The sequence below is a fragment of the Brevundimonas sp. UBA2503 genome (assembly GCF_002341485.1).
Lineage (GTDB): Bacteria > Pseudomonadota > Alphaproteobacteria > Caulobacterales > Caulobacteraceae > Brevundimonas > Brevundimonas halotolerans.
This window is the reverse complement of record NZ_DDOD01000020.1, coordinates 68,871-84,641: the sequence shown is the minus strand read 5'-3', so window position 1 is coordinate 84,641 and position 15,771 is coordinate 68,871. Positions and strand designations below refer to the sequence as shown.

General features: G+C 68.0%; 14 protein-coding genes. 9 read left to right on the top strand and 5 right to left on the bottom strand.

Annotated elements, in window-relative coordinates; all coding sequences use genetic code 11:
* Nucleotides 1-17 precede the first annotated feature (17 nt).
* Nucleotides 18-1,271, bottom strand: a complete 1,254-nt coding sequence (locus tag B4K74_RS09715; protein WP_286692759.1) for a UbiH/UbiF/VisC/COQ6 family ubiquinone biosynthesis hydroxylase — start codon at nt 1,269-1,271, stop codon at nt 18-20.
* A gap of 156 nt (nt 1,272-1,427) precedes the next feature.
* Between B4K74_RS09715 and B4K74_RS09710 the strand changes: the two genes are divergently transcribed.
* From B4K74_RS09710 to B4K74_RS09700, 3 genes are all read left to right on the top strand, one after another.
* The gene (locus tag B4K74_RS09710) at nt 1,428-3,782 is read left to right on the top strand and encodes an FtsK/SpoIIIE family DNA translocase (RefSeq protein WP_286692758.1); all 2,355 of its coding nucleotides are present in this window, start codon (nt 1,428-1,430) and stop codon (nt 3,780-3,782) included.
* A gap of 216 nt (nt 3,783-3,998) precedes the next feature.
* Entirely contained in the window at nt 3,999-4,658 is a 660-nt protein-coding gene (locus tag B4K74_RS09705; protein ID WP_123285937.1) for a LolA family protein, read from the top strand.
* Between the two features lie 230 nt (nt 4,659-4,888).
* Complete coding sequence (locus tag B4K74_RS09700; protein ID WP_286692757.1) at nt 4,889-5,686, top strand: exodeoxyribonuclease III; 798 nt, start codon at nt 4,889-4,891, stop codon at nt 5,684-5,686.
* Between the two features lie 4 nt (nt 5,687-5,690).
* On the opposite strand, the gene B4K74_RS09695 is transcribed toward B4K74_RS09700, so the two are convergent.
* Nucleotides 5,691-7,097 (bottom strand): SLC13 family permease, encoded by a 1,407-nt coding sequence (locus tag B4K74_RS09695; protein ID WP_286692756.1) that lies wholly within the window; start codon nt 7,095-7,097, stop codon nt 5,691-5,693.
* 104 nt (nt 7,098-7,201) lie between these two features.
* Here B4K74_RS09695 and B4K74_RS09690 point away from each other — a divergent pair, with 104 nt between their 5' ends.
* Nucleotides 7,202-8,080: a hypothetical protein gene (locus B4K74_RS09690; RefSeq protein WP_123285934.1), complete on the top strand. Its 879-nt coding sequence runs from the start codon at nt 7,202-7,204 to the stop codon at nt 8,078-8,080.
* Between the two features lie 44 nt (nt 8,081-8,124).
* Here the strand turns inward: B4K74_RS09690 and B4K74_RS09685 are convergent, their stop codons facing one another.
* Nucleotides 8,125-8,811: a response regulator transcription factor gene (locus B4K74_RS09685; RefSeq protein ID WP_123285933.1), complete on the bottom strand. Its 687-nt coding sequence runs from the start codon at nt 8,809-8,811 to the stop codon at nt 8,125-8,127.
* A gap of 60 nt (nt 8,812-8,871) precedes the next feature.
* A complete protein-coding gene (locus tag B4K74_RS09680) occupies nt 8,872-9,570 on the bottom strand; it encodes a YggS family pyridoxal phosphate-dependent enzyme (protein ID WP_286692755.1) in 699 nt (232 codons plus the stop codon).
* On the opposite strand from B4K74_RS09680, the gene B4K74_RS09675 reads away from it, so the two are divergent.
* Complete coding sequence (locus tag B4K74_RS09675; RefSeq protein WP_286692754.1) at nt 9,569-10,213, top strand: thiamine phosphate synthase; 645 nt, start codon at nt 9,569-9,571, stop codon at nt 10,211-10,213. The genes B4K74_RS09680 and B4K74_RS09675 overlap by 2 nt on opposite strands.
* Nucleotides 10,214-10,222: 9 nt before the next feature.
* Here B4K74_RS09675 and B4K74_RS09670 read toward each other — a convergent pair whose 3' ends face one another.
* Complete coding sequence (locus B4K74_RS09670; RefSeq protein WP_221403366.1) at nt 10,223-10,669, bottom strand: NtrZ family periplasmic regulatory protein; 447 nt, start codon at nt 10,667-10,669, stop codon at nt 10,223-10,225.
* Nucleotides 10,670-11,050: 381 nt separating this feature from the next.
* On the opposite strand from B4K74_RS09670, the gene B4K74_RS09665 reads away from it, so the two are divergent.
* From B4K74_RS09665 to holA, 4 genes are all read left to right on the top strand, one after another.
* On the top strand, nt 11,051-11,509 hold the full coding sequence (locus B4K74_RS09665) for a DUF3576 domain-containing protein (protein WP_123285930.1): 459 nt from the start codon (nt 11,051-11,053) through the stop codon (nt 11,507-11,509).
* A 119-nt stretch (nt 11,510-11,628) separates the two neighbouring features.
* Nucleotides 11,629-14,190, top strand: coding sequence for a leucine--tRNA ligase (gene leuS / locus B4K74_RS09660; protein ID WP_286692753.1), 2,562 nt, complete (start codon nt 11,629-11,631; stop codon nt 14,188-14,190).
* A complete protein-coding gene (lptE, locus tag B4K74_RS09655) occupies nt 14,187-14,693 on the top strand; it encodes an LPS assembly lipoprotein LptE (RefSeq protein ID WP_286692752.1) in 507 nt (168 codons plus the stop codon). Before leuS ends, lptE begins: the two co-directional genes overlap by 4 nt.
* Nucleotides 14,694-14,702: 9 nt before the next feature.
* Nucleotides 14,703-15,755 (top strand): DNA polymerase III subunit delta, encoded by a 1,053-nt coding sequence (gene holA, locus B4K74_RS09650; RefSeq protein ID WP_286692751.1) that lies wholly within the window; start codon nt 14,703-14,705, stop codon nt 15,753-15,755.
* Nucleotides 15,756-15,771 lie beyond the last annotated feature (16 nt).

Genomic DNA, 15,771 nt, shown 5'->3' with positions numbered 1-15,771 from the left:
CTTTATGAGTTCAGAACCTAGACCGCCTCACCCCGCAGCAGTTTGGGCAGGTCACCGGTGGCGCCGCCCGCTTCGTGCATGAAGGCCCGGCGCAGGGGGGCAATGCGGTTGACGGCGGCCATGCCGAGATCCCGCACGGCCCGGACCGGGGCGATGTCGTTCGAGAACAGCCGGACGAAGGCATCAAAGGCCAGCGTCAGGGCGACCGTGTCAAAGCGCCGCCACTGGGCATAGCGGTCCAGCACGGGCTCGGCGCCGATATCCTCACCCAGCAGCCGCGCGTCGGCCAGCACCTCGGTCAGGGCCGCGACGTCCTTTAGCCCCATGTTCAGCCCCTGTCCCGCCACCGGATGCACCCCGTGGGCGGCATCGCCGATCAGGGCGATGCGCGGCGCGACCATGGCCGTGGCGAGGCTGAGGTCCAGCGGATAGACGAAGCGTGGGCCCTCGGACCGGGCTGTTCCGAGGAAATCCCCGAACCGCCGGTTCAGGTGGGACAGGAAGGCGGCGTCCGATGCGCCGCGCAGGGCCTCGGCCGCCCGGGTCGGTTCGGTCCAGACCAGACTGGCGCGCTGATCGGTGAGGGGCAGGATGGCAAACGGCCCGCCCGGCAGGAAATATTCATGGGCCACGCCCTCATGCGGGGCGGCCAGACGCACGGTGGCGACGACACCGCTCTGGCCATAGGCCTGTCGGATGACGCCGATCCCGGCCGCGTCGCGCACCACGGAACGGCGCCCTTCCGCCCCGACCACCAGGGCAGCCCGCACCTGTGAGCCGTCGCTGAGGGTGACGGTCGAGCGGCCCAGCCCCGTTTCGACCCCGCTTACCCCCACCGGCGCCCGTATTGTCACATCGGTTTCGCCCAGGGCGCGGGCCAGCGCCACGCGCAGGCGGCGGTTCTCGATCATATAGCCCAGCGGTTCGCCGCCTGTGGCGTCGCCGATCTCATCGGCGTCGAAGCGGAGATAGGCCGGGTCAGGCGCTTTGGCCGAGGCGCCGGGCCGGCGCCCGTCGGTCACCAGAATCCGGTCCATGCGGCAGGCGTGGGGCGCCAGATCCTGACCCAGACCGAGGGTGTGGAGCATCCGGTAGGTGGAAAAGGCGATGGCGGTCGATCGCCCGTCGAATGTTGGTGCCAGCTGGGCCTCGAACGGCTGGGGATCCACCAGCGTCACCTCGAACCCTTCGCGCGACAGGGCCAGCGCCAGACTGGCCCCGGCCAGGCCCGCGCCCGCAATCAGAACATCTGTGTAGGCGATATCACTCATGACCCCTTGTCGCGCTCTCGCCCGCTTCCGTCCAGTGCGGCGAAAGGCCCCCGAAAGAGGGTCCGATCCGTGGCGAGGTAAACAGCCCCTTAACCCTCCCTCTGCCACCCTGTCGGTGTTTCGTCGCTGTTTCGTTCGCTAGGGGTCTACCCGCCCATGTCCGCTGCCCTCGCCATCAGTCACCGGATCTGGCTGAGCGCCCGCATCGTCTGGCAGGCGCCGGCGATCGTGCGCTTTCGCGGCATGCTGCAGGCCCTGCTGTCGGTGCTGCTGCTGATCGCCCTGATCTCGTGGAACCGCAACGATCCCAGCTGGAATGCCGCCTCGACCCATGCCCCGACCAACTGGCTGGGCGAGCAGGGGGCGGTGATCGCTGATCTGTTCATGCAGGGTCTGGGTCTGGCGGCCTGGCCGGCCGCCCTGCTGCTGCTCGCTTTCGGCCTGGCCATGGCCGTGGGCGACACCCTGCGTCATCGGCTGGTGGTGACGCCGATGCGCAGCCTGACCGCGACGCTGGGCGTGCTGGCGCTGGCTGCCGCCCTGTCGACGCCGACGCCGCCGGCGATCTGGCCGCTGGTGACCGGCATGGGCGGCCTGTCGGGCGACGGGTTCAGCGGGGTGATTGTCGCCGGACTGAATGCGCTGGGCCTGCCGGGCAACAGCTGGATCGTCAGCATGATGCTGGGCCTGATGTTTCTGGGCGGAGCCCTGACGGCATTGGGCCATGCCCTGGGCCTGCGTCCGGCCGATCTGAGCGACGGGCTGGACTGGATCCGGGGTCGGGCCCGCACACGCGCGGCTACGCCCGCCGAGACGGCCCGCGCCAAGCCCGTGCGACGCGCCCCGCCCCGCCCCAAACCGGTCGATCCCGAGGCCGCCCCGGTGCGTGAGCCCGCGCCCGCTGCGGCCCGCACGACCGACGTATCCGAGCCGCGCGTCGCCCCGACCAAGGCGACCCGTGCCGCCCGCAAGGACGCCGATGTCGACCAGCGGACCTTTGATTTCGTGCGACCGCCGGGCGCCTTTGACCTGCCGTCGCTGGCCACACTGGCCAAGCCGGAAAAACGCGTTGGCGCCGTCGACGAGGCCGCGCTGAAGCAGAACGCCCGCCTGCTGGAAGAAGTGCTGCAGGAGTTCGGCGTGCGCGGCACCATCGACCAGATCCGGCCGGGCCCGGTCGTCACGCTGTACGAACTGGTGCCCGCTCCGGGGGTCAAGCATGGACGCGTGGTGGCACTGAGCGACGACATTGCCCGCTCCATGTCGGCCCGCGCCTGTCGCATCAGTGTGGTGCAGGGACGCAATGCCATCGGCATCGAACTGCCCAATGCCAAGCGCGAAACCGTCTATCTGCGCGACCTTCTGGCCTCGGGCGAATATGACAAGCCCGCCCACCTGTTGCCGCTGGCGCTGGGCGAGACCATCGGCGGCGAGCCCTATGTCGCCGATCTGGCGCGCATGCCGCACCTGCTGATCGCGGGCACCACCGGTTCGGGCAAGTCGGTGGGGGTCAATGCCATGATCCTGTCGATCCTGTACCGCCTCAGCCCCGACGAGTGCCGCTTCATCATGATCGACCCCAAGATGCTGGAGCTCAGCGTCTATGACGGCATTCCCCACCTGCTCAGCCCGGTGGTGACCGACCCGAAGAAGGCGGTCGTGGCGCTGAAGTGGACGGTCCGCGAGATGGAGGACCGCTATCGCCGCATGTCCAAGCTGGGGGTGCGCAACATCGCCGGCTATAACGCGCGCGCCAAGGAAGCCCAGGCCAAGGGCGAGCATTTCGAGCGCACCGTCCAGACCGGCTTCGACGACCAGGGCCGCCCGGTCTATGAATCCGAGAAGATCCGGCCCGAACCCATGCCCTATCTGGTCGTGGTCATGGACGAGATGGCCGATCTGATGCTGGTGGCCGGCAAGGACGTCGAGGGCGCGGTACAGCGTCTGGCCCAGATGGCCCGCGCGGCGGGCATTCACCTGATCATGGCGACGCAGCGCCCGTCGGTCGATGTGATCACCGGCACGATCAAGGCGAACTTCCCGACCCGGATTTCTTTCCAGGTCACCTCCAAGATCGACAGCCGCACCATCCTCGGCGAACAGGGCGGCGAGCAGCTGCTGGGCCAGGGCGATATGCTCTATATGGCCGGCGGCGGCCGCATCACCCGGCTGCACGGCCCGTTCGTGACCGACCGCGAGGTCGAGGAAGTCTGTGCCCACCTGCGGGCGCAGGGGTCCCCCGACTATCTGGACCTGATCACCGACGAGCCGGACGGCGACGGCGGCGACGGGGGCGACGACGGAGGTGGGACCGGGGATGACCTCTATGACCGGGCGGTGGCTGTGGTCACCCGCGACCGCAAGGCCTCGACCTCCTACGTCCAGCGTCGCCTGCAGATCGGCTATAACCGCGCCGCCACCCTGATCGAGCGCATGGAGCAGGAAGGCGTGGTCAGCCCCGCCAACCATGCCGGCAAGCGCGACGTGCTGGCCGGACCGCCGCCTCTTTAGGAGTGGCCCTAACGCTCGCGACACGGTCGCTCGCTGCTTGAGGGATGAACCGGCAGAGGCGGCGCGCGTTGTTCCGGGCCGGTGCGGTGCCGGGTCCGTTTCCGATGAACGGGGCTTCATCGCAGCGCCGGAATATGGTCAGGCTGGAGCCATGACCGCGCCTTGTGGACCGGGGATGCTTGAGCCTCGATCCACTTCACTTTCAAGGATGATTTCATGACGACGCCTCACATCCTGTCCCGCCGCGATTTCGGCCTCGGTGCCGCCCTGGGGGTGACCGGCCTGCTGGTCAGTGCGCCCTCGGTCATGGCCCAGGCGGGCCTGTCGGCCGCCGATCAAGCCGTGGTGGCCCGCGCCCAGACCTATCTGCGCGGCCTGACCTCGGCCCAGGGCGAGTTTGTCGAGACGGGCGCGGGTGGCCAGCGCCGGACCGGCCGGTTCTGGCTGCAGCGCCCCGGCAAGATGCGCTTTGAGTACACCAACCCCGAGGGCCTGCTGGTCGTCTCGGACGGCAACAATGTCATGCGCTATGACCCGCGCCTCGAGGTGTTCCGTCAGGTGCCGCTGAGCGAGACACCGCTGTCGACCTTCCTGTCACGCGAGGTCCGGCTGGACCAGGGCGTGCGGATCGACCGGGTCGTGCGTCGGGAGTCCGGAGCCTTTGCGCTGGTCGCACGCGATTCCCGCCGCCCGAACGACGGTTCAGTCACCCTGGCCTTTGCCGGCGATCCGATGCGGCTGCAGGAGTGGACGGTGGTCGATGCCCAGGGCGCGCGGACCCGCACCCAGCTGACCACGCTGCGGCCTGCGGGCGGCCTGTCGAACAGCCTGTTCCAGCTTCGCGACCCGACCCGCCGCCCCGGACGCAATCGTTGACGCATACGCCTGACGGACGAACCGTGTCGGAACCGCAACAGGAAGCGGGGCTATAACGGGCGTTTGACGTTTTCGATTTGACGTTGCATAATGACAACAGGCTGGCAGCAGCCATTTGACCGCTACGGATGTCATCCCCCTCCCTGCGGCAGAGACACCTCTGAAGGCGCCCGGTCTTGCGGCCGGGCGTTTTTTTGCGCGGGCTCACAAACCCCTGCTAAGCCGGGCGCATGACCCTTCGCCTGACCACCTGGAACATCAACTCCGTCCGCCTGCGCATCGACCAGGTCGCCCGCTATGTGAGCGAAAGCGGCACAGACGTCCTGCTGCTGCAGGAGATCAAATGCACCGACGACCAGTTCCCGGTGCGCGCCTTTGAAGACATGGGTCTGCCGCATCTGAAGATCGGGGGCCAGAAGGGCTGGCACGGGGTGGCCATCGCCAGTCGCCTGCCGCTGGAGGAAGCACCGAACCTCGGCCTTTGCCGCGAAGGGCATGCGCGCTGCGTGTCGGCGACGGTCAAGGGCGTCGAGATCCAGAATTTCTACATTCCCGCGGGCGGCGACCTACCCGACCGCGCCCTCAATCCGAAATTCGATCACAAGATGGATTTCTACGAGCGGCTGACGGCCCACATCGAGCGTCGGGACCCGGACGCCCGGTTGCTTCTGGCCGGCGATTTCAACATCGCCCCGGGGGAATTCGACGTCTGGAACCACCGCCATATGCTGAAGGTCGTCAGCCACACCCCGGTCGAGATCGAGACCCTGACCCGGCTGCAGCAGGCCGGGCGCTTCAGCGATGTGATCCGCGACGCCTTCCCCGATCCTGAAAAACTGGCCAGCTGGTGGAGCTACCGGGCCCAGGACTTCCGCAAGTCGAATCGGGGGCTGAGGCTGGACCACATCTGGACCTCGCCCGGGCTGACCCCGGCCGTGGTTCCCGGCTCGGCGCGCATCCACGAGCCGGTGCGGGCCTGGGAGCGCCCCAGCGACCACGCGCCGGTCAGCGTCGACCTGGACGTCTAGGGCGTCAGAACGGGAAGAAGATCGGGATGGCGACCATGGCCGCGACCCAGGTGATCAGATTGAGCGGCACCCCGATGCGGACGAAGTCCATATAGCTGTAGCCGCCCAGCTGATAGACCAGCACATTGGTCTGATAACCGAACGGGGTCGCGAAAGCCGCCGAAGCCGCCATCATGACCGCCACCAGGAACGGGCGAGGATCCACGCCCAGGCTGACGGCAAGGGCCACGGCCACCGGCGTGATCAGCACCGCCACCGTGGCATTGGACAGCAGCTCGGTGGCGACCAGGGTCACGCCATACAAGATGATCAGCGCCGCCAACGGTCCGAACGGCCGGATGACGTCGATCAGCAGGGTGGCCCCGCTCTGGCCGAGGCCGGTGACCTCAATGGCGATGCCGAGCACGACCATGCCCGCGATCAGCAACAGAATGTCGGGCCGCAGGCCGGAATAGGCCTCTTCGGCGGTCAGGATCCGCAGCAGGATCAGCGCCACCGCGCCACCAAAGGCCGCTGCGGCGATCGGAATCCAGCCCATGCCGGCGGCCAGCACGACCGCCACGAAGATGCTCAGCGACACCATGGCCCGTTTGAAGTCGAATGGCCGATCGGCGGCCGCATAGAGCTTGATGTCCCCCAGCTGGGCATCGCCAGACCCGTTGTCCAACGGGCGGGGCTCGCCAACACGCGGCAGGTTGAACGGCAGGCGAAAGCGCCGCGCCGCTCGCTGGGTCTCGGCCTCGATCCGGGCCTCCTCGGCGCGCTTGCGGCGCAGGGCCTCGGCCTCATCGTCGGCAACCGCGCGTCCCAACTGGCGGGCGCCCACGAAATACAGCCAGAGCGCGCCACAGACGGCGATGGCCAGACCCACCGGCGTGATCTCGAACAGGGTGAAGACCGGCTGTCCGACGTTTCTGGCCATGTCATTGACCAGCAGATTGGTCGAGGTGCCGATCAGGGTGCAGGAGCCACCCATGATGCTGATGTAGCTGAGCGGAATGAGGAACCGCTTCGGCGAGCGATTTAGTGTTTCGGCCACGTCCTTGATGACCGGCGCCGCCAGCACCACGATCGGCGTGTTGTTCAGAAGGGCCGACGCCGCGCCGCACAACATCATGACGATCCACAGCCCTGCCTCGCCCAGGTGCGCGCACAGCTTGGTTGCCTGACGGATCAGCAGACCGAGCAGGCCGGATAGCTCAATGGCGTAGGCGATGACGAACAGCGAGGCGAGGGCGATGACGGCCGGGCTGGCAAAGGCCGCCTGCACTTCGACGGGCCGCACCACACCCAGAAGCAGCAGCACCGCCGCCCCGGCCAGGGCCACGACATCCGCGCGCACCCGTCCGTGGATAAGCACGCCGACCACGGTCACCAGGACGCCAAGGGCTATGATCTGATCGAGAGTCATCCGTCCCTGAAGACGCGCCCCTGAAGCTGGCGTCAATACAGGTCACGGAAATTCGTCTTGAAGGCAGACTGTGCTAAAGATTTGGGATGCTTGGGAATGACACGATGAAATCGATCCGCGATCTGCCTGTCGCCCGTCTGGCGATGGCATCCGTGATGGCCGTGGGTCTGGCCCAGTGCGATCGCGAACCGCGCGAACAGCCCGTGGACGCGGAACCGATCGTCGAGACGCCGGTGCCCGAGCCTGAGATTGCGACCCCGACCACGCTCGACCGGTCGGCCTTTCTGGGCGCCATATCACGGGCCGGTTCGGCCTATGCCATCGGCACGACCGTCAGCGGACCAGACCCGCTGGTCGGCCGCACCTTTGCCATCCGCCTGCCGTTCGGCTGCGGGCGTCCGAAGCCGGCAGCCTTGGCCACGCCTGCCGATGCTGAGGGCACGGCCCGCTCCCCCGACGCCGGGGTGCCGACCCTGGCCTGGGGCCCGGAGAATGAAACGCTGCGCCTGTCGCTGACGCCGGACGACTGGTCAGACACAGCCCTGATCACCAGTTCGGGCGCCGGCGACCGCTGGGAAGCGGTCGAGGGGTTCTGGCTCAGCCGCCCCTGGCTGGGCAGCGAGACCTGCCCGCAACGGATCGACCGCGACCCGCTGGGGGGTGGGACCGGACAGGCGGACCCCCAGACGGTCGGTCTGGCTTCGGTCCATGAGACCAACAGTTCGCGTCTGGGCCGCCGCGACGGACAGGCCTATCGCTTTACCCTGCGGGGCGAAGATGACCGCGCGCCCGTCCCCGCGCCCATGGGCTATCGGGTCGTGCTGGAGGGCCGGTTCGCCAGCTTCCCCGACGGCCGAGCCATTCGCTGTCGCGCCGCCAGCATCGACCAGCGCCCGGTCTGTATCGCCGCCGTCCAGCTGGACCGCGTCGCCTTTGAGGATGGCAGTTCCGGCACCGTGCTCAGCGAGTGGCGTCCCGGATAGGGCCTGCGGCGCTTCCGGGATGACAAATCCGGACGCTGGCAATCCTAGGGCTGGAGACGGTAGCCGCCCTGGTCGGTGACCAGGATACGGGCCTGACCCGGTTCGGGCTCGATCTTCTGGCGCAGGCGATAGATGTGGGTCTCGAGCGTGTGGGTGGTGACCCCGGCGTTATAGCCCCAGACCTCGGTCAGCAGTTCCTCGCGCGACACGGCCTTGGCCCCGGCGCGATAGAGGTATTTCAGGATATTGGTTTCCTTCTCCGTCAGCCGGATCTTGCGGCCCTCGGGGGCTGACAGGGTCTTGGCGGCCGGACGAAATTCATAGGGGCCGATCCGGAAAACGGCGTCCTCGGATTGTTCGTGGCTTCGCAGATGGGCGCGGATGCGGGCCAGCAGCACGGCAAACCGGAACGGCTTGGCCACATAGTCATTCGCCCCTGCGTCCAGCCCGAGAACCGTATCGGAGTCCGAGGTCTGGCCGGTCAGCATGATGATGGGGGTAGACACCCCGGCCTTGCGCAACAGGCGACAGGCCTCGCGCCCGTCCATGTCCGGCAGGTCAACATCCAGCAAAATCAGATCGATCCGTGAGTCGCGGCCCATGCGGATGCCGTCGGTGGCATTGGCGGCCTGACGGGGCACGAACTCCTCGTGCAGGGCCAGCTGTTCGGCGAGCGCCTCGCGCAGGTCGTCGTCGTCGTCGATGATCAACAGGGTCTTGGACGTGGGCATATAATGACAATGGCGAGCGTCGGGCCCTACGCCAAGGGCAGGCCTGCGTTTTCCGGTCTCTCAGTCGGCATCGCGGGTCCCGAACAGGGCCGTGCCCAGCCGCACATGGGTGGCGCCAAAGCGGATGGCAGTCTCGAAATCGCCGCTCATGCCCATGGACAGGACCGGCAGCTCATTCCGTCGGGCGATTTTGGCCAGCAGAGCGAAATGAGGACCTGCGGCCTCCTCGACCGGAGGAATGGCCATCAGACCCTCGACCGCCAGACCGTGCACCTCGCGCGCCCGGGCGATGAAGACGTCGGCGTCGCGCGGCGCAAGACCCGCCTTCTGGGGTTCCTCACCGGTATTGACCTGAATCAGCACGCGCGGCCGCTTGCCCAGCTTGTCGGCGGCCCGCGCCAGCGCCTCGGCCAGACGCTCGCGGTCCAGGGTCTCGATGATGTCAAAGCGGGCCAGGGCCGCCTCGGCCTTGTTGGTCTGCAACGGACCGATCAGCCGCAGTTCTACAGAATGGCCTGCAGCCTCGGGCGCGCCCCAGCGACTGTCCGCCTCCTGCACCCGGTTCTCGCCGAATACGGCCTGCCCGGCGTCAAGGATGGCCTTCACCCGCCCCCACGGCTGGGTCTTGGTCACGGCGACAAGGGTGACGGCGGCCGGATCGCGCCCGGCGTCGCGGGCCGTAGCGTCGATCCGCGCCCGTGCGTCGGCCAGACGCTCGGCGATGGACGCGGGGACGGAGACAGGCGATGAGGAGGACATGACGGGCGATCCGGACGAAAACCAGCTCTGGCAGACGGCACAGGCTCTAAACCGGGCGGCGGCGGCTGTCAGCCCGGGTGTCGCCTCCCTGCCGCCCCTGCTGTTCTTTACCGACCCGGTTCGCACGCCCCGGGCCTGGGAGATCGCCGTGCGCCTGCCCCGGGGGGCCGGGGTGGTCTATCGCGGCTTTGGCCGACCCGAAATGGCAGAGGAGGCGCGGCATTTGCGACGTGTGACGACCGACCGGGGGGTGCGGCTGCTGATCGGTCAGGACGCCGAACTGGCCGAGGCCATTGAGGCGGACGGCGTGCACCTGCCCGAACGCGATCTGGAACAGGCCGGGGCGCTGCGGTCTCGTCATCCGACGTGGATCATAAGCGCCGCCCTGCATAGGGATGCCGCTGTGCCCGAGAGCGAGGCGCTGGACGCCGTCATCCTGTCACCCGTGTTTCGGGCGGGGGGCGCGAGCGTGGATCGGGACCCGTTGGGGATCGCGGAGGTCGCCCGTCGGGTCGCGCGCCTGCCACTGCCGACCTACGGCCTCGGTGGGATCACGTCGGAGACGGCGCCCACACTGGCGGACACCGGTCTGTGCGGGCTGGCGGCGATTGACGGTGTGATGAAGGCGTTCAGCGCAGTCTGAACTGCGCACTCAGAAGCGGAAAATGCTCTCGAGGCGAACGCGCGGCTGGGCGCGGGCGTCAGATTCGCGGACCCGGGCCGGGTCGGGATCAGCGACCGCCAGCCCGGCCGAGGCGCCGACGCGCAGGCTGGGATTGACGCGGTAATAGGCGCCGGCTTCCACATCGCCCCACTCGGCTTCGCGACCGACAGGCGGGCTGAGATTGAAGTCCAGGCCCCAGCGGCCGCTCTCGTTCACGCGCAGTCCGCGACGTTGGCCAGTGCGGGCCGCGCGATCGGCGTCGCTGAGCGACACGCTTGGCGTCTGGGCCCGAGGTGTCGGGCGGGTCTGGGCTTCAGCCGTCGCAGGCGTGAGAGTCAGGGCCGCTCCCCCGAGCACCAGGGCGAGCGAAAGGCTGAGGGTCACACCCGTGCGGGCGCGCTGTGCCTTGACCTGTCCTGTGCGCGTCTGGCGCATGTCCTGCCCTTTGAGCCTTCGACTCTGGTTGGCGTCAGTGACCGGCAAAAGCCGACCCCGGCGCATTACAGCTTGAAACTAAGACACTACAGCTTGAAACTAAGACACTGGCCGCATGGACGGTCAATGCAAACCCGCGCCAAGGGTTGCGCGCATCGCGACTCCGTTCTGTCGTGTGGCGCAAGCGTCACGCGAATTCCGAACATGTCGCCATGTCCCGGCTGGCGAGTCCCGCCCTCCGGGCCGCAGATGCGGCTTTGCCTTGTCTTTGCCCCTTTTCCCCGTGCTATAGGACGGACAGTTCCGGGTCGGTGCGATCCGGGGCGACGCATGCGCTTCTATCCGGGAGCGATGAGGTTGAATCTGAACGGAGAGTCCTGAATGGCCACCCAGTCGGCTGTGGTTCGCGGCGCAGCATTGGTCCTGATGGCATCGAGCCTGGCCCTGGCCGGATGTAGCTCGATCCCGATCATCGGCGGTTCGCGCGACGCAGCGACCTCCAACGCCCCGGCCGTGGGGATCGGCGTGAACGCCTATCTGTGGCGCGCCTCGCTGGACACGCTGAGCTTCATGCCTCTGACGAACGCCGACCCCTGGGGTGGCGTGATCAATTATGACTGGTATTCGGACCCGGCCGCCCCGAACGAGCGATTCAAGGCGACCGTCTTCATCCTCGACACCCGACTTCGGGCCGATGCCCTGAACGTGGCGGTGGTCAAGCAGGTGCGCGGCGCCGACGGCCAGTGGACGGCCGCCCCGGTCGACCCGCAGACCGAAACGGACCTCGAGAACGCCATTCTGACGCGGGCGCGCCAGCTCAACCTCGCCGACGCCCGCTGACCGTGGGGGGCGCTGGCCCCTGCATCTGATCTGACGGGCCCCGAACGGGCTTCGTCTCTCCCGACCGACGCATTCCGGGCCCGGCCCGCGCCGGGCTCGTTCAAGGAGCCCTCTTTCGCGTGGCCCGTTACGACCCCAAGACCGCCGAGCCCCGCCAGCAGGATCGCTGGCACGCGGCTGACGCCTTCACCACACCGGTCACGCCGACCGGCAAGCCCAAATACTATGTGCTCGAGATGTTTCCCTATCCGTCGGGCAACATCCACATGGGCCATGCGCGCAACTATGTGATGGGCGATGTGGTGGCCCGCTTCAAACGGGCCCGGGGCTTTGAAGTTCTACACCCCATGGGCTGGGATGCGTTCGGCATGCCGGCCGAGAACGCCGCCATGGAGCGTGGCGTCCACCCCGGCGAATGGACCTGGTCCAATATCGCGACCATGCGCGACCAGCTGAAGCTGCTGGGTCTGTCGCTGGACTGGTCGCGCGAGTTCGCCACCTGTGACCCGACCTATTACGGCAAGCAGCAGGCCTGGTTCCTGGAACTGCTGAAGCGGGGTCTGGTCTATCGCAAGGATTCGGTCGTCAACTGGGATCCGGTCGACAATACGGTTCTGGCCAATGAGCAGGTGATCGACGGGCGCGGCTGGCGCTCGGGCGCGGTGGTCGAAAAGCGCAAGCTGAACCAGTGGTTCCTGCGGATCACCGACTATGCCGACGACCTGATCGACGGGCTGAAAACGCTCGACCGCTGGCCCGACAAGGTGCGGACCATGCAGGAGAACTGGATCGGGCGGTCCAGCGGCCTGCAGATGACATGGGCCTTTTCCGGCACGCCGCCCAAGGGGTTCGAGGGCGGCATCGAGATCTACACCACCCGGCCCGACACCCTGTTCGGCGCCTCCTTCCTGGGTCTGGCCCCCGACCATCCGCTGTCGAAGCAACTGGCCGAGGCGGGCCCTGCCGTCGCAGAATTCGTCGCCGAATGCCGCCGGGGCGGCACGTCCGAGGCCGAGATCGAACAGGCCGAAAAGATCGGTCGCGATACGGGCCTGAAGGTCCGTCACCCCTTCACCGGCGAGGATATCCCCGTCTGGATCGCCAACTTCATCCTGTCGGAATACGGCACGGGCGCCATCTTCGCCTGTCCGGCCCACGACCAGCGGGATCTGGAGTTTGCGCGCAAATACGACCTGCCGGTGCGGCCCGTGGTGCGGCCTGAGGGCGCGGGCGACGACTTCGACGTGGCGGGCGAGGCCTATACGGGCCCCGGCACCCTGTTCAATTCGGACTTCCTGAACGGCAAGGCCATCGCCGACGCCAAGGCCGAGGTGATTGCCCAGGTCGAGGCGGCCGGGAGTGGCGAAGGCAAGACCCTGTACCGCCTTCGTGATTGGGGTGTCAGCCGCCAGCGCTACTGGGGCTGTCCGATTCCGGTCATCCACTGTTCGTCTTGCGGCGCCGTGCCGGTGCCGGCCGACCAGCTGCCGGTGGTCCTGCCCGAGGACGTGACCTTCGACAAGCCGGGCAATCCGCTGGACCGGCACCCGACCTGGAAGCACGTCCGCTGTCCGTCCTGCGACGCCGAGGCCGTGCGCGAGACCGACACGCTCGACACCTTTGTCGATTCCAGCTGGTATTTCGCCCGCTTCACCGATCCGAAGGCCGATGTACCGATCAATACGGCGGCCGCCGACCACTGGCTGCCCGTCGACCAGTATATCGGCGGGGTCGAGCACGCGGTCCTGCACCTGCTGTATGCCCGCTTCATCAGCCGGGCCCTGTCGGATGCGGGGATGATGTCGGTGAAGGAGCCCTTCGCCGGCCTGTTCACGCAAGGGATGGTGGTTCACGAGACCTATCGCACCGGGGCCGGTGCCTGGGTCGAGCCGACCGACGTCCGCCTTGAGACCGTAGACGGCAAGCGCGTCGCCACCCGCCTTACGACCGGCGAGCCGCTGACCATCGGCGACATCGAGAAGATGTCCAAGTCGAAGAAGAATGTCGTGGCGCCGCAGGAAATCCTCGACAGTCACGGCGTCGATGCCGGGCGTCTGTTCGTCCTGTCCGACAGCCCGCCTGAACGCGATGTGCAGTGGACCACCGGCGGTCTGGAAGGCGCCAGCCGCTTCGTCCAGCGCGTCTGGGCCGAGTTCGACGGCTTTGACGCCGGCGCCCCCGATCAGCCGGAGATCGATCTGGCGCTGCGCCGCGAGACGCACAAGGCGATCAAGGCGGTGACCGAAGGGGTCGAGGGCTTCCGCTTCAACTCGGCCATCGCAAAGCTGTATGGCTTCCTGTCGACCCTTCGGGCCCATGCGGGGGCGGGCGGCGCGGCGCGGCGTGAGGCCCTGTCGGCCTTTGCTCGTCTGATCGCGCCCTTTACGCCCCACCTGGCCGAGGAATGCTGGTCGGCGCTGGGCGAGGCCGGGATGGTCCTGGATGCCCCCTGGCCTCAGTGGGACCCGGCGCTGGCGGCTGATGACGAGCTGACCCTGCCCGTCCAGATCGGCGGCAAGCGACGGGGCGAGATCGTCATGCCGCGCGGGGCCGATCCCAAGGCCGTCGAGGCCGAGGCGCTGGCCAATCCGGCTGTGCGCGCCTACCTTGAGGCCAATGGTCTGTCGGTCAGAAAGGTGATCGTGGTGCCTGATCGCATCGTCAATCTGGTGGCGGGATGACCGCCGGCCTGCGCGGCCTGTGGCTGGGCGGGGCTGCGGCCTTGATGCTGGTCGTTTCGGCCTGTGGCTTCACGCCCCTGTATGGGGAGGCGACCACCGCAGGCCTGTCGCGCGTCGCCGTTGAAACCCCGGACACCCGGCTGGGCTACCGGCTGCGCGAACGGCTGGAAGATGCCCTGCTGTATGATCGGGCCCTCGCGCCCGAATGGCGTTTGGACGTGACGCTTGATCCGTCCCGCAGGCCGCTGGGCCGCCGGATCGACGACACCGCCGCCCGCTATGAGATGACCCTGATTGGTCAGTGGACGCTGACTCCGCTGTCGGGGGGCGAGGCTCTGGCGGGAAACGAGACGGTCACGGTCACCTATGCGGTCTCGGACCAGCCCTATGCCGCGATCGCCGCCCAGGAAGACGCCGAAGAGCGCGCGGCCGAGGCCCTCGCCCAGCGGATCCGCCTGGCCCTGTTCCATGCCGTGGGCCCGACCGCCCCGGCCCGCCCCTGATCCGGGGCCATGCAGCTCTCCAAGGCTCCGGAGATCGAGCGCTTTCTCAAGTCCCCCGACCCGTCAGTGCGGGTGGTCCTGATCCACGGGCGCGACCGCTCGGGCGTGGGTGAACGGGCCGAACGGCTGTGCAAGACCGTGACCCCGGACCTCAACGACCCCTTCAACGTCTCCCTGCTGACCGAGACCGATGTCGAGGCGGACGACGGCCGGCTTGAGGATGCCCTGTCAGCCCTGTCGATGATGGGCGGGCGGCGTCTGGTGCGACTGCGCCTCGGCGGCGAGCGCGTCCCTCAGGAAAAGGCGCTGGCGGCGGTGCTGAAGGGCCACGCCGACGGCCAGTTCAATGCCGACGCCGTCTGGGTGATCGAGGCGGGCAATCTGGGCCGGGATTCAGCGCTGCGCCGCGCGGCCGAGAGCCAGTCAGGGGCCGTGGGCATCGTCTGCTATGAGGACGAGACGGGCGATGTGGCGCGGATGACGCGCGAGGCCCTGCAGGCCGACAATGTCGGACTCACGCGCGAGGCGCTGGATCGGTTCGTCGCCCGGTTGCCCCGCGAACGCGGCCTGATGCGTCAGGAGCTGGAGCGGCTGATCCTCTATATTGGCCCGGGCTCTGGGCGTCAGATCGATGAGGCCGAGCTGGAAGCCCACCTGGGGGTCGAGCCGCAGGCGTCGTTTCAGGATGCGGCCCAGCAGGCCTTTGGCGGCAAGGCGGCGGCCTGTCAGGGGGGCTTGCGCCGGGCCTTTGCCGAGGGCGAGGCGGCGGTGGCCGCCGTCCGCGCGGCGGGCCAGCATCTGGGACGGTTGCGGCGCATATCGGCGGCCATCGCCTCGGGTCAGGGCGCGCGTGAGGCCGCCAAGGCCGCGGGCGTCTTCTGGAAACAGGAGGCCGAAATCCTGCGACAGGTGAAGGTCTGGTCCCCCCGCGACCTGCAGGAGGTCACCGAGGCCGTGGCGCTGGCCGAGGTTCGCACCAAGACCACGGGCCTGCCCGACCGGCTGATCACCGAGCGCCTGTTTCTCGAGATCTCTGCCCGGGCCCGCAGGCTGGGCCTGTAGCTAAAATACGCTTATA